Annotated in this window: 16 protein-coding genes; 5 read left to right on the forward strand and 11 right to left on the reverse strand. The window is 49.9% G+C overall.

Features of this window, described 5'->3' with window-relative positions; all coding sequences use genetic code 11:
- Positions 1-19 precede the first annotated feature (19 nt).
- Both IFO68_RS01760 and IFO68_RS01765 read left to right on the forward strand, forming a co-directional pair.
- Positions 20-1,564: a bifunctional GNAT family N-acetyltransferase/carbon-nitrogen hydrolase family protein gene (locus IFO68_RS01760; protein ID WP_192014104.1), complete on the forward strand. Its 1,545-nt coding sequence runs from the start codon at positions 20-22 to the stop codon at positions 1,562-1,564.
- A gap of 25 nt (positions 1,565-1,589) precedes the next feature.
- Positions 1,590-2,567 carry a DUF2860 family protein gene (locus IFO68_RS01765; RefSeq protein WP_192014106.1) on the forward strand — a complete coding sequence of 326 codons (978 nt, stop codon included), beginning with the start codon at positions 1,590-1,592 and terminating at the stop codon, positions 2,565-2,567.
- A 52-nt stretch (positions 2,568-2,619) separates the two neighbouring features.
- Here IFO68_RS01765 and IFO68_RS01770 read toward each other — a convergent pair whose 3' ends face one another.
- The 4 genes from IFO68_RS01770 to trhO all read right to left on the reverse strand — a co-directional run bounded on the left by IFO68_RS01770 (position 2,620) and on the right by trhO (position 6,220).
- Positions 2,620-3,279 carry a DsbA family protein gene (locus tag IFO68_RS01770; RefSeq protein WP_192014107.1) on the reverse strand — a complete coding sequence of 220 codons (660 nt, stop codon included), beginning with the start codon at positions 3,277-3,279 and terminating at the stop codon, positions 2,620-2,622.
- 124 nt (positions 3,280-3,403) lie between these two features.
- Entirely contained in the window at positions 3,404-4,225 is an 822-nt protein-coding gene (locus tag IFO68_RS01775) for an arylamine N-acetyltransferase family protein (RefSeq protein WP_192014108.1), read from the reverse strand.
- A 141-nt stretch (positions 4,226-4,366) separates the two neighbouring features.
- Positions 4,367-4,888: a peptide-methionine (S)-S-oxide reductase gene (locus IFO68_RS01780; protein ID WP_192014110.1), complete on the reverse strand. Its 522-nt coding sequence runs from the start codon at positions 4,886-4,888 to the stop codon at positions 4,367-4,369.
- 351 nt (positions 4,889-5,239) lie between these two features.
- Positions 5,240-6,220 carry an oxygen-dependent tRNA uridine(34) hydroxylase TrhO gene (gene trhO, locus IFO68_RS01785; RefSeq protein ID WP_192014112.1) on the reverse strand — a complete coding sequence of 327 codons (981 nt, stop codon included), beginning with the start codon at positions 6,218-6,220 and terminating at the stop codon, positions 5,240-5,242.
- A gap of 358 nt (positions 6,221-6,578) precedes the next feature.
- Here trhO and msrB point away from each other — a divergent pair, with 358 nt between their 5' ends.
- Positions 6,579-7,025: a peptide-methionine (R)-S-oxide reductase MsrB gene (gene msrB / locus IFO68_RS01790; RefSeq protein WP_192014114.1), complete on the forward strand. Its 447-nt coding sequence runs from the start codon at positions 6,579-6,581 to the stop codon at positions 7,023-7,025.
- 29 nt (positions 7,026-7,054) lie between these two features.
- Here the strand turns inward: msrB and IFO68_RS01795 are convergent, their stop codons facing one another.
- The gene (locus tag IFO68_RS01795) at positions 7,055-7,339 is read right to left on the reverse strand and encodes a sll1863 family stress response protein (protein WP_192014116.1); all 285 of its coding nucleotides are present in this window, start codon (positions 7,337-7,339) and stop codon (positions 7,055-7,057) included.
- Between the two features lie 188 nt (positions 7,340-7,527).
- Here IFO68_RS01795 and def point away from each other — a divergent pair, with 188 nt between their 5' ends.
- Positions 7,528-8,043 (forward strand): peptide deformylase, encoded by a 516-nt coding sequence (gene def / locus IFO68_RS01800; protein WP_192014118.1) that lies wholly within the window; start codon positions 7,528-7,530, stop codon positions 8,041-8,043.
- Between the two features lie 67 nt (positions 8,044-8,110).
- Here the strand turns inward: def and IFO68_RS01805 are convergent, their stop codons facing one another.
- Entirely contained in the window at positions 8,111-9,040 is a 930-nt protein-coding gene (locus tag IFO68_RS01805; protein ID WP_192014120.1) for a DMT family transporter, read from the reverse strand.
- A 141-nt stretch (positions 9,041-9,181) separates the two neighbouring features.
- Between IFO68_RS01805 and IFO68_RS01810 the strand changes: the two genes are divergently transcribed.
- Positions 9,182-9,673 (forward strand): MarR family winged helix-turn-helix transcriptional regulator, encoded by a 492-nt coding sequence (locus IFO68_RS01810; protein ID WP_192014121.1) that lies wholly within the window; start codon positions 9,182-9,184, stop codon positions 9,671-9,673.
- 6 nt (positions 9,674-9,679) lie between these two features.
- On the opposite strand, the gene IFO68_RS01815 is transcribed toward IFO68_RS01810, so the two are convergent.
- The 5 genes from IFO68_RS01815 to IFO68_RS01835 form a co-directional block, all read right to left on the reverse strand.
- On the reverse strand, positions 9,680-10,996 hold the full coding sequence (locus tag IFO68_RS01815) for a DUF2254 domain-containing protein (RefSeq protein WP_192014123.1): 1,317 nt from the start codon (positions 10,994-10,996) through the stop codon (positions 9,680-9,682).
- A 197-nt stretch (positions 10,997-11,193) separates the two neighbouring features.
- Entirely contained in the window at positions 11,194-11,727 is a 534-nt protein-coding gene (locus IFO68_RS01820) for an ASCH domain-containing protein (RefSeq protein WP_192014125.1), read from the reverse strand.
- Positions 11,728-11,766: 39 nt separating this feature from the next.
- Positions 11,767-12,597: a patatin-like phospholipase family protein gene (locus IFO68_RS01825; RefSeq protein ID WP_192014127.1), complete on the reverse strand. Its 831-nt coding sequence runs from the start codon at positions 12,595-12,597 to the stop codon at positions 11,767-11,769.
- A gap of 75 nt (positions 12,598-12,672) precedes the next feature.
- Entirely contained in the window at positions 12,673-13,392 is a 720-nt protein-coding gene (locus IFO68_RS01830) for an SAM-dependent methyltransferase (protein WP_192014129.1), read from the reverse strand.
- Positions 13,393-13,413: 21 nt separating this feature from the next.
- Positions 13,414-13,938: a GNAT family N-acetyltransferase gene (locus tag IFO68_RS01835; RefSeq protein ID WP_225445000.1), complete on the reverse strand. Its 525-nt coding sequence runs from the start codon at positions 13,936-13,938 to the stop codon at positions 13,414-13,416.
- Positions 13,939-13,988 lie beyond the last annotated feature (50 nt).

Below are 13,988 nucleotides of genomic sequence, written 5' to 3' on the forward strand. Positions count from 1 at the left end.
CAATGAAAAACAATAAGTTATGGATGAGAACAATAGCACTTTATTGAATCTGCGCACCATTGAGCCTTCTGACTTTAAGCAACTTGCTGCATTGGAAGATCTGGTTTTTCCTGATGTGGGCGGTGCCTGGCCAAAATCTACCATTCAAGGGCTGGTCAAACATTTTCCCGACGGGCAAATCTGCATTGAGGACAAGGGGAAAATCATTGCCGCAGCACTGACCATTAAAGTCAGCTACAACCGCTATTCCCTGAACCACACGTATCTGGATATAGTCGATGCCAACAATGTGGCCTGTCACAACCCGAGCGGAGATGCGTTGTATGGACTGGACGTATTTGTCCATCCGGATTATCGCGGCCTTCGCTTAGGGCGTCGCTTATACGAAGCCCGTAAGGAGCTCTGCCGGGCCAACAACCTCAAAGCCATTCTTGCCGGCGGACGCATTCCGGGTTATCACAAGTATGCGGATGAAATGCATGTTTCTGAGTATATTGCCAAGGTCAAACGCCGTGAAATTCATGACCCGATACTCTCGTTTCAGCTTGCCAATGATTTCGATGTAAAACGCCTGATGAACCGTTATCTCCCTGAAGATGCGAAGTCCAAAGGCTATGCCACACTGCTTGAATGGGACAACATTTTCTACGAAGAAGATATCTCGATCCATCAAACCGAAAAAACACTGATAAGGTTGGGCATAGTGCAGTGGCACATGCGTCGGGTCGTGTCGGTCGACGACCTGATGAACCAGGCCGAGTTTTTTGTTTCTTCTTTATCCAAATATCAGTCCGATTTTGCATTGTTCCCTGAGTTTTTTAATGCGCCGCTGATGGGGTTAGCCAGAGACAAAGACTCGGTTGAGGCCATTCGCTATCTCAGCCAGTTCACTGAAGAAATCCGTCAGCGATTTTCTCAGCTGGCTGTCACGTATAACATCAACATCATTGCCGGCAGTATGCCTTACCTGAAAGGTGACAAGCTATATAACGTCTCATACCTGCTGCACAGAGACGGGGACATTGACGAGCAATATAAAATTCACATCACGCCGCACGAAGTCAGAGACTGGGTCATAGACGGAGGCGATAAAGTCAAAGTCTTCGACACCGATGCCGGGCGGATTGGTATTCTGATTTGCTACGATGTCGAGTTTCCCGAACTGGGCAGGCTGCTGGCCGATCAGGGAGTCCAGATTCTGTTTGTCCCTTTCTGGACAGATACTAAAAACGGCTATCTGCGGGTACGTATATGTGGTCAGGCGAGGGCGATTGAAAACGAGTGTTATGTCGCGCTGGGTGGCAGCGTCGGCAACCTTCCCCGGGTCGATAATGTTGACATCCAATATGCCCAGTCTGCAGTGTTTTCTCCCTCCGATGTGTATTTCCCGCACGATGCGATCATTACGGAAGCCAATGCCAATACCGAAATGATTATTTTCGCCGATGTCGACTTGTCAAAATTAAAACTGTTGCACAACGAAGGCTCTGTCACTAACCTAAAGCATCGGCGCTTGGATCTTTATAAAATGAAGACAAAAAAGCGTAACAAAAAGAAACATTAACCAATGTTTTTCACAGGAAGTGGCCATGTTACGAACTATTCGACAGACAGTGCTCATTCTTGGAGCACTGTCTGCTTTTTCCGTTTCAGCTCAGAGTGCTGTCAAACCCGGCTTGTCAGGTAATGTCAGTATAAACCTAGGCTGGTTTAAGAACGACTCCCACCTGAGTACCGAGCAGTCTTCCGTACTCAGTTCACTGGACGAATCCGGCACGGACGAAGAAAAAAATCTGCCCCTGCCCATGTGGGATTTACAGCTGGGTGTCACACCAAATACTGCGCTGTATTTCAAATCAGCACTGGGGGGTATGGCGAGCAGTTTTTATATGCAGGCTGGCCTTACTCAGTATTTGAGCGACGGCTCCAGCTTAGGCATTGGCGTTATTCCCGGCTTTTTTGACAACGAAGTGTGGGATGACCCTTTTCTGACCGGAACACCAAGACAGGAAACCAAGCGCTCAATCCGGGGCGCAGTGCTGGACTATAACCGCATTGCGGGAACCAATGTGTCACTGGAGCTGGCTGCGGGTAAACGAAAAATCGACGATGAGCGCAGCGGAACCAGCTATAGCTCGGCGACACAAGACGCGCTGGTTCGTGAAGGCGATCTTTTCTATGCCGCACTGAGTCAAAAACTGGATTTAAATCGTCAGTTTGGTATCGACTGGAAAATTCACTACATCGATGACAGCGCGGAAGGTAGTGCGATAGCGAACAATCGCTATGGTGTTGAGCTGACAGCCCGGCAACGGATCGATCGCTATATTGTGATGCTGGGTGCCAGTGCGGCATGGATTGACTATGACGAGGCCCATCCCATTTTTAACCAGATCCGGGATGACAACCAATACGGTTTTTCCGCAACCTTGATCTACCTGGCCCCGTTTAACTGGCGAAACGCCAGTGCTATTGCCCGGGCTGGATTCGATAACCTGACGTCCAATATTGATTTTTATGAAGAAACTCAGAATCTGTACAGTATAGGGCTGGCCTATTCGTTTTAATCACATTACACACGATGGCAGCCTGCGCTGCCATCGTGTGATTCATAACCGGCTAGCTTTTTTTCGCAAACCACCCTTTCATTACCGACTTAGCGTTTGCCCATTTAAGCTTATCCTTGATGTCATTCAGTGTGGTCAGTTCATTCTGATAGGCAACCGCAATCGGCCAGCGCTGGCCTTCCACTTCCAGAACCAGTGAAGGAAAGCCCGACACACCCAATGCTGCCGCGTGTTCTATGTCTTTCTGAAGTAATGCGTCAACCTCAGCACCGGTAATGTCTGTCATGAAACGCGCAACGTCCAAACCCAGCTCAGCTGCCAGTCTGGCGTGGGTCTGGTAGTCAGAAGGATTCATTGCTCTCAGGTAATAGGCCTGCTGAATCGCCTCTGTCATTGCATACTCCTGTCCCTGTTTTTTTGCGGCAAGAACAGCCCGACAGGCAGGGTACGTCGACCGGCGCGGCTGGCACTGTATCCAGAATTCATGATTAAATTCCGTCCCCAGCTGGCTGGTTATCCGACGCCAGGTCAGCTGCAACATTTGCTGCATCTCTTCTGGCATGGGCTGATCACTGTCAGGAGCCAGGCCACCCAACACACAGCGGATTTCCACACCAGCCGGTAACTGATCTTTGAGCCGCTGAAAAGCAGGACGATAACCCCAGCACCAGCTACACATAGGATCATGAACGTAATACAAAATAGCGCTCACACATTTCTCCTGACTGAGGCTTATAATAAAATTTCTAACCGTTCATTCTAAAGATATCATGGCTATACGCCAGCTTTATCTGGAATCATACCGCTCTGCTTTGATTGCTTCTGCTTATCGGCGATTACTGCTTCTGACGTATCTTAGCCATTTGATGTGAATACAAGGTTGCAGCATCCTGTTCTGTTAACTGTAAATTAAACTGCGTGGTCAGAAGCTGATATAACATGGTGCCGTCACTGATATCGACAGTTCTCTCTTGCCCTGTCTTATCTTCATATTCAAAGTAGGTCAGGTTTCGGATCAGATACCGCCGATTCTCAAGAATCCGCGATACCACCAGATGATTCACAAATACGGCGTCAGGGGCTTGATGACTGTAAAAATGGCTGATTGTGCAATCCGATTCCAGGTATTCTGCAAAATCAAAGCGATACAGTGTTACTACTTCATCTGAGTTTGTGGCCATCACCAGCATGCCGCCACGGTTGTCTGATTCCACGCTGTACTGGTATCTGACATCAGGCTGAGGCAGGTTGGTATCCAGGGAAATAATCTGTCTTGGGTTCATTATCCCGAAGCCGGCATCAATCAGATACTGCTTATCGCGCAGGGTGAGTAAGGTTAAGCGATGAGAACGACCATTGTCCGGGTTACCGTTGAGCATCACACGACCAATCAGAGGGCGGACATCAAAGCCCAGCTGTTTCAGCACCAAAAATAAGACCTTGTTGTGCTCGAAACAATACCCGCCGCGGCGTTGCACTACCAAACGATGAAACAAAGCGTCTGGTTCCAGGCTTAAATCATGCTTCAGAATAACATTCGTACTGGAAAACGGATAACGAGCCAAATGGGCAGCTAGCAGAGATTGCAGCCATTCCAGGCTGATTTGCGGCTCATTAATACCCAGGCTTTGCAGATATTGATCGATGAGGTTTTTCATTTAATCGCTCCGTTGAATCAGATTTGATAACGCCACGATAAAACCTCAGGTTAACTTGAGGTCAAGCATTAATTTATTGCGAAGACCTCTGGTGCCGCTCTTCACAAACCCGCTGAATCAGTGCACTGCCCGGTTTTTGTATCACTTGATATCGACAGGTAACTGCTCCAGCACATGCCGTTTCCTATCGTCAACGCGATCACTGAACTGACTCAGTAAAATGCTGAGTTTCGGACTGATACGCATCTGACAAAAAGGTTTCTGCGGATTGCTGTAAAAATAATTCTGGATTTCATGCCGTGATGGCTGAAACGCATCAAAGCGCAGGGCCTGCGTTAAGATAGGCTGTTCGAATTCCGGTTGAAGAGCTTTGAGACAAACCTGTGCGGCACGTTGCTGGTCAGGACTGAACGCATAAACAGCCGAGCGGTATCTGTGGCGCAAGGCATGGTTCGACGTACAGCTGTGAGTATAAAGGTGAATCTGAATCAGGGTATAAAGATCGATCCTGGCAGGATCAAAGCGTAATAAAATCCCTTCAGACATCTCTTCGTGTCCCTGAGCTGACAACCAGCCCTGATCGACTTCGCCAACGCCTTTCAGCGACCGAAACACAGCCTCCGTACACCAATGGCAACTTCCGCCCAGACCGACAGTTTCCATCCAGTGCCTCCTGCTTTATCCATTCGACTTTGGTAATTGGACTCCTTCAGGCAGGAAATGGTTTCACCGACAGCAGCATCTTGCCGATTTCTCTGCGCAATTTATGTAATCAAATGTTGCACTCGCTGCGACAGCCAGCCATTTTTCGCCGATAGAACAACACAGCAGCAGGCCGAAATGACTCTGGCGGGAAGCAATCAACAACCGTCTCTGAAACGGTTAGCAGGCTGGAAAGTAAAGAGGTTTCAGCACTGTGCTCTATTGGCCGGATGAGCACTTTATGGTCTGACGGACTACAGGAAGGCTGTCCCCGGGCAAGGCTGCCCGGGGATGTGTTCTTTTCTAATGCAGTTAACGCTGTTCGCGCTGCTGTTTCTTGCGTGTCAGCTTTTCCTGCCGACGGGCTTCGATAATATTTTTAGCATCACCGCCAACGTGTTGTTCACCACGCTGTGCTGCCAGCTGAACCTGCTTCTCACGCTCGCGAAAACGGGCTTTCTGCTCGTCAGAATGTTTATCAAAACATTTCGGGCAGCTTACGCCTTTTTCAAATTGCACACTCTGCATATCCTGCTCTGTGATCGGTAAACGGCAGGCGTTACACATGTCATAAGAGCCTTTTTCCAACTGGTGATTTACCGTGACACGGCCATCAAAGACATAGCACTCGCCTTCCCACAAACTCTCTTCGGCAGGCACCTCTTCCAGGTATTTCAGGATACCGCCTTCCAGGTGATAAACCTCATCAAAACCCTGCTCTTTCAGGTAAGCGGTGGATTTTTCGCAGCGGATACCCCCGGTACAGAACATCGCCACTTTCTTGTGTTTAGCCGGGTCCAGGTTCTCTTTCACGTACTCCGGGAACTCGCGGAAAGTCTCTGTCTTCGGGTTGACAGCGCGTTTGAAAGTGCCTACTTCGATTTCATAGTCATTACGGGTATCGACGACGAAAACGTCCGGGTCAGCAATCAGCTCGTTCCAGTCTTTTGGCTTCACATAGGTGCCGACAACATGGCGAGGATCAATACCCTCTACACCCATGGTCACTATCTCTTTCTTCAACTTAACTTTTGAGCGGTTGAACGGTTGATGATCGTCGAATGACTCTTTGTACACTATGTCTGTTAAGCGAGAGTCCGTCTTAAACCAGGCCTGCAGAGCGTCAATGTTTTCGCGCTTGCCGGCAACTGTGCCGTTAATACCCTCTTTAGCAAGCAGTAACGTACCGCGAACCTGATTCTCTTCCATCAGGTTCTGTAATGGCTCACGAAGGGCTTCAAAATCTTCCAGTGCAACAAACTTATACAGTGCACAAACTACATATTGGGACATCGTTTTTCCTCAGTGCGGACTGGATCGTAAATCCAGAGCATTGTTCTATACATCAACGGGTAGCGTTTGCTGACCCTGCTACTTGTTCTCGCAGCAATACCCAGCCAACCAGTTTCAGGCTGATACCGGTTGGCCAAAAGACTCGTCATTCACAGTTTTACTATGACTGCACCTACAGACAGCATACAAAAGTGAATAAGCGCGGCATTATAGCCAAGTCTGTCCGCATAAAACACACATTTAGAATATGGTTAATTTATACGGTTATCTCGGGTCTATACCTTTGAGGGCGCTTTTCTTGAAATTCTTGAACTATGGCCCTATCTATAAAACCACATCTAGTTAGTTGGAGAACGACATGCTCACTTGGGAAAAAGTTATTGAACACGCAACCAAAGGCGATATCGTGCCTCCCCGCCGCGTTGAAAAGGCCGAAGAGGAATGGCGCCAGCAACTGACTGACGATGAATACTACATTACGCGCCAGAAAGGTACGGAAAGACCGTTTAAGTCAGAAATGTGTGAATTGTTCGAGCCGGGGGAATACGCCTGTGTCTGTTGCGGCAATATGCTGTTTGACGCCGGGGAAAAATTTGACTCCGGTTCAGGCTGGCCATCTTTCACACAACCGGTAAGCGTCAATGCTATCAATTATCTGATGGACACCTCGCACGGCATGCAGCGAATTGAAACCGTCTGTGCTGTCTGCGATGCTCATCTCGGTCATGTCTTTCCTGACGGCCCGGCACCCAGCGGACTGCGGTACTGCATGAATGCCGTTGCCCTGAAGAAAGTCAGTCTGTAACTACACTTGCCCGATACCAGTCGGGCAAGTTATTTATATTTATCCCAGGCCGCCCTGAACGCTTTTTTCATTGAATCAAACGCTTCTTCAGCACCCTGCCGTAATTCTCCCCATGCCTCTTCGCTGGCATGTTTCACTTCGTCCAGTTTCTTTTCCGCTTCTGCTTTTCTGGTTTTCAGTTGTTGAATTTCATCACGATATTTTTCTTTCAGCTCTGCGCCTGAGTGCTGAGCTTTTGCTTCCAATTTGTCGATTTCTGCATTGATCTCTTTCATTTGTGCGCTGAGCTTTTCTACAAATGCTTTTCTGTCCATCTCATACTCTCTCAAAGTGGGTGGCTCACAGTTGCGGCCAGTGAATCGTAGATAAATGAATTGCAGATATAAGCATAGTTGCTTAACAGCGTTCTGTTAGTGTCATTCCGGAATATAAAAGGGGAACACTTGCAGTACATGTCTGATAGCGCTATAACCCCTCCATAGACGACTCAGGGAGAACAAGGATGATCATCGCGCAGTTAGGCAATCCGATACTACGCCAGCAGGCGAAAGCCCTGTCGACTGAACAATGGAAAGAATACGCCCCCTTTTTTACTGACTTAGCATCTCTGATGCTCAGCCACCAGGGAGTAGGTATTGCAGCCCCGCAGGTCAGTGAATCGCTGCGTGCTTTTATCGTTGCCTCTTCTCCGAATGCCCGTTACCCGAATGCGCCGACTATGACGCCAACGCTGATGCTCAACCCTGAGATTTACTGGATGAGCGAGGAGATAGAAAAAGACTGGGAAGGTTGCCTGAGTATCCCCGGTATTCGCGCGCTGGTACCGCGTTCCACCAGAATAAGTGTTGGTTACGAACAGCTTGATGGGCAAAAAGTCCGCTGTGAGTTATCTGGCTTCATCGCGCGGATATTCCAGCATGAGTTAGACCACTTAAACGGTATCGTTTTTCTTGATCGTGCAGACTCGCACGATTACGCCACTGAAGACGAGTACCGTCGGCAACTGGGACTGAACTGAAAGAAGCGGCCTGAGCCGCTTCTTATTCATGATCTGCTATCTTCTCGCCTGGTTTTTCCGTATTTGTCTATTGCTGCCTGACAGAAGCCGAAGGATTATTCTGCTGGTGACTCGCTTTCTTCTGGCCTGGCTTTTCTTGTTGACCATCCAGTGCCGAAGCAGTAATCCGGGTTGGTTTGGCGGGTTTCTTCATGAATAGCAATGCCATCAGGATCAAACTAATTCCCGCCCATTGCAAGAGCCCAAGGCTTTCTCCGACCAGTCCAATACCCAGCAAGACAGCAGTAACCGGGTTTATCAATGAGAACATCGACATCACGTTCGGACCGAGTTTTTTCACTGAACGTACCCAGGCCCAGTAACCAAATGCAGTGTTCAGTAATACCAGCCATAACAGACCGGGTATCGCATCCACAGGCAGCGCAACCGGCGCGCCGGCCACGAACCAAGCGAAGGGAATCAGCATCATGCCACCAAGAACGAGCTGCCAGGCGGCAAAGCTCAGCGCATCGTTAACCGGCCATCGTTTCATCCAGATAGCGGACTGCGAGACCAGAGCTGTGCCAGCCAGAGCGGCCAGGGTGCCAATCGGATCCAAATCTGCAGACGGGTTCAGCAATAAGCCCACTCCAATTAAACCCAGTATCGCTAACACCACTGAGCGAGGGTCCGGTTTTTTACCTTCCCCTATCCACTGCAGTAGCATCATCTGCAACGGCATCGTTGCCCCCAACGTGCCGGCGACAGAGCCAGGCAAGCGGTAAGCAGCGATAAAAAGTAACACAAAGAATGCGGCAATATTGCAAAAGCTCAGCAAGGTCATGCGACTCCAGCTCAGCGGCGGCAGCTTTGGTCGTAGCAAAAGCAACACCAGTCCGGCAGGTAAAGCCCGCCACACAGCCACCCAATATGGAGACATATCTTGCAGAAACAGGCTGACGGCAGCATAGGTGCTACCCCACAGCATTGGCACTAATAACGCGAGCAGATAGTTCATTTCACTTCCCTTTAAGAATCTTTACATCAAATATCTTTGTATGAAGATAAATTAGTGGCTATTTGCCTTTTAATCAAGTATCTTTTTCGAAAAGTTAATGACATATTTTTGACTCAATGAAGAACGGACAAACACAACCCTATGCAAGATCATGTCGATAAACTATTGATTCAATGGCAGGAACACCGGCCAGACTTGGATTGCTCTCCTATGGGGATCATTGGCCGCATGTATCGGGCCCACAGAATAATGACGGACAGCATCAATGACGTGTTCAAAGGCTACGGGCTGAGCCAGGTTGAGTTTGATATTCTGGCCTCGCTGCGCAGAGCTGGCGAACCCCTTACGCCAACCCAGCTTTATCACACCGTGATGCTGTCTTCCGGGGCGATGACAGCCCGGCTGGATAAACTGACCGACAGAGGGCTGATCTACCGGCAGCCGAGTGACGATGACAGACGCAGCTGTAAGGTGTCGTTAACAGAAGCAGGACAGGCTCTGGTCGACAAAGCCGTCACAGCCCATGTTGCCAATGAGCATCAGATGCTGACGGCCTTAGACAAAGATGAGCAGGCCCAGCTAGCGGGATTATTGCGAAAATGGCTGTTGGCTAACGAGTCAGCATTGAAATAACCTCAATCAGCATTGACGCATTTCATCCTGTATCGCCTGAAACCGCTGTTCAATGTCTGCCAGATCCTGTGGTTCATTCAGGCAATCCTGACTGGAGCGCAGGATCATTTCGGCCTGACGACAAACGGCACTTTGCTGCTCACGCGTTCTGCAGTAACTGGCAATCCGGCCAAGGCTTTCAAGCAAACGGATGGTAACCGCCGTATCGGATTTGCCGTGCTGGCGGATCTGATCAAAAGCGGCGTTGAGTATCCCGGTAAAAGTCAGAGGCGGTTCTTCCAGCCGCAGCTGGCCGTCATCGCCATACCAGCGCGCGGGATGAAATGACCGGCCAGTCAGGGTGCAAAGTACTGCACTGAGTCTGTCAACGCTGGTCATGGCAGTAAAAGGATCATTGATACCCGGTGATAATGCTCTGACGGCCACTTCCACCAACTGATGAACAGCGAATTCAGGATCTTGTTCCGGGGTACGCAATTTCCCGACAATCATGCAATCAAGAAGCTGTGAATCCAGACCGTCTTCCGGCTCAGTGTCAGACCGCACGACAGCGATTGAGCTACCTTTTACGACAAATGCCCCGGCTCTGTAACCCAATTCAATCCGGCAATCAAACTGCTGGGCAAGCTGACATAAGCACTGTCTGTCTACGGCTTGCAGGTAACCTTCACTGTCCGCCGCGACCACATGATGAAACATGCCGGTTGGATTGCGATCACTCTGAAAAGGTTCAGGATCAGACTCACCGAGTTCATCAGGGAAAAAATGCTCAATGTACTGATTCAGCTCCTCATACACACCATTGACGACGTTATCCGCCTGAATCGAAGTCGCCACATGGTGAATGAAATAAATCAGAACCGCGACATTGAACAGGGCCAGTAACAAAGCCAGATTGACCGCAATGCGAGGCACGAACACATCACCGTTGGAATGGGTCACACTGCTTAATACCAGCAGACAATAGATGAACGTCGCGATAAAGGTGCCAAGCACGTACTGATTACCCGGATCGCGCATGAAATTTCGCAGTAAACGGGGACCAAACTGAGAGGAAGCCAGCGTTAATGCCACTATGGTGATAGAGAAAGCCACCCCGGCCACCGTTACCATGGAACCTGCAATCGTAGAAAGGACACTGCGTGCTCCCTCTGCACCTCCCGTGAAGCCGATATCAGGCAAAACCAGAGAGAAGTGCACCAGTTGATGATCCAGAGTAACTACAATCCGGGCCAGCCCGACGGCAATAATCACCATCATGGCAGGGACGAACCAGAAACTGCTCCTTACCGCTTCCCAACGATTAAACCAGTGTGTTTTCATGCCTGCCCTGCCGTGAAGTGAAATCACCTGACTTGCCAGACAGCCTCGTGCGTGTATCAGCAACAACCCTGGAGATCAGCTGGCAAAAATGGCGGGCACATACGTCTGCCCGCTGAGATAAAGATAGCAGAGCAGAAAAGCAAACCACTGATATCAGCCTTGATGTCAGCGCGGCTTACGGCTGTTCGTTGCATAGATCAGGCAGGTTTCGCCCAAACGGTTCGAAAATGTTCCAGCACCAGCACAGTGTCTTCGCTCATCTCAATAGCCAGCTCTTCGCACTCGGTGCTGAAAAACTGCCAGTGGGCATCCCGCCACCAGCGCAGCGACTTATCACCTTCTCCTTCAGCCGCCGCGAACTCAGCGGTCACATCTTTAAACCGGGCTTCTGCCACCCGGGTAATTTGCGTGATCGCGACCGGAACGCCCTCCCAGTCAGTGACCACCTGCAAATGGCCGACCTGCGGCATTGGCTCCGGCCCTTCCTCACCGCCTATCTGATACCAGTATTTCATACTGCAGCTGGCTTGCTTTTCTCCTTTTCGTACCAGTTCGGCACAAATGTCTGCATTGTCTTTGTCTGCACAGAAATAATCTGCGCTGACACTTGAAATAGCCGGTATTTCAGCTTCCGGTAAGGTCACCAGATAAGCCGACAGGCAGTCTGCCGCCTGGGGAGAAAGCTGAAACTGTTCCGCTAATGTTGCCGGTGCAAAGTTGTTAAAAATCATGATGTCCCTGTCGTTGTTAACTGTGTGCTCGGTACAGGCTTATCGTCCGGCGAGTGCCGCCGCTAATCCCATCTGATAGCCGGTGTCTAAGCGTTTTTTGTCTGTGGTAATACGGCCGACATCAAACTCTGCCGGCGGTGCTATAACATGAATGCGGCAGTCTTGAGGCGGGTTCTCAATAAACTCAATGGCGCTATTGTAATTGTCGGCACGCTTCATCATCACCCGCGCCAGCTCAGGGGTATCTGCCAGCATACGGCGGAGGAACCAGCTCGTTTTGCTGGTTTTCTTCCGGTAGCCCAGCGGGCGTGACAAAATCACCGTGATTTCTCTGGCACCCATTTGATAGGCTTTGATGACGGGAATGGAATCGGCGACCCCACCGTCGGTCATGGCGTCGCCATTCAGCAGCGGATAATCCCGGTACGCGACCGGCACAGAGCAAGAAGCTTTAAGCAATTGTTCAAGATTATCTGCCGTGGCTTGGGTATAAACGGCCTCTCCGCTAGAGACTTGGGTGGTGACCACGTACAAAGGAATGGGTTGTGCGTCGAAAGCATCCAGATCCAAGCGTATTTCATCAATAGTGATCTGCCACAACCAGTCGAGATCCAGCCAGTGCCCGCCGCGAATAAATTTACGTAAACTGATAAATTCCGGGCGGCAGGAATAATCCGTGATCACTTTGTAATTACGGCCATGCTGATTCGCCAGCCAGGCTGCAAGATTGGTGGAACCCGCCGAGACACCGATGCAGAAATCAAATGGTCGGTAATGTTGCTCAAGAAAGCCATCCAGCACACCGGCGGCAAAAATACCGCGCATCGCGCCGCCTTCGACAACCAGAGCTTGTGATTCTGCCACTGCCATCCCTCTCTCCTTTCAAGCCAGATCTGATTAAGCGACTGGCCATTATGCAGCCAGTGCTTATGCCACAGGTTCAGATTAACCCTTGTCCTTGATGAACAAATAGAAACCAAATCCCATAGTGTCGCGGCCAAACTGGTGGTAATACGCGTTCCACTCGCGAACCGCATCACGCTTTTGACACGCTTTGCCATCCTCTGGATTGGCCATCACAGCACGTTCTGCTTTCAGGCGAAAGCAACCTTCAAAATGATCCCACTCGTCCTGATTACTGGTGGCCGCATACACAGTGGCCAGGCCGTGAGACTCGGCGACCGACATGTTGCCCTGGTGATCGTAATAAATACCAATCGGCTCACCAATGAAGTCCTGATACGCCTGGGCCGGTGGCTGCTTCCAATAACCTTCGCCAATCAGCAGTTGACCATGGGGTTTCAGCCATTGCTGCATTTGAGTCAGTGCTGCCGGATAACCCGCATCCCCTTCACCAAACGCATGGGTCGATCCCATACAGATAGCCACGTCATACAGTGTCGCGAACGGATAGTCGTTGGCATCAGCCACTTCGAATTTCACGCGATCGGCCAAGCCCAAGGCTTCTGCTTTCGCATTCGCGGCGGCAATACAGGTCTCAGAAATATCCAGTCCGAGACAGTGTGCCCCTGTCGCACTGGCAAGACGCAGTAAAAATTCCCCTTCCCCGCAACCAATATCAATAACATGGCTGTCAGTGTGGAGATTCAGTAGGTCGATCAGTCGATGTGCTTTTTCGAGGCTGAGTGGGCTATTAAATAACATCCAATGTCCTTATCTCACGATTTACCCTGCAACAGGCTGTTTCGGGGTATCCAGTATCAGCTGGTAGAAATCCAGATCCAACCAGCGTTCAAATTTATAGGCTGCTTGCTTTATCGTGCCGGAATATTCGAACCCCAGCTTTTTGTGCAAGGCAATGCTGCCAGTGTTTGTCGAATCTATACCGCCAACCAGCACATGGTAATTCTGCTCTCGGGCCGCCTGAATCAGGGCATCCATCAGCTTTCGCCCCAAGCCTTTACCCTGGTGCTGCGGATGAATGTACACAGAGTGTTCAACAGAATATTTAAACGCAGCCCATGCGCGGAAGGTGCCGTAACTGGCAAACCCCATCAGCTCACCGGCATCATTTTCAATACCAATCACAGGAAACTGATTGGCCGTTTTGGTGGCAAACCAGGTTTGCATGATGTCCATCGTACGGGGCTGATATTCGTAAAGTGCGGTGGTGTTAAGAATGGCATCATTGAAAATTGCCAGAATGGCTTCGCCATGTTTTTCATAGGTACAATGAACAAACTGCATCATCCCTCCTGATGCTCACAATACTCGGCAATCATTGCCTTCAGTCAGGCAAA

The sequence above is a fragment of the Photobacterium arenosum genome, assembly GCF_014841115.1.
Classification (GTDB): domain Bacteria; phylum Pseudomonadota; class Gammaproteobacteria; order Enterobacterales; family Vibrionaceae; genus Photobacterium; species Photobacterium arenosum.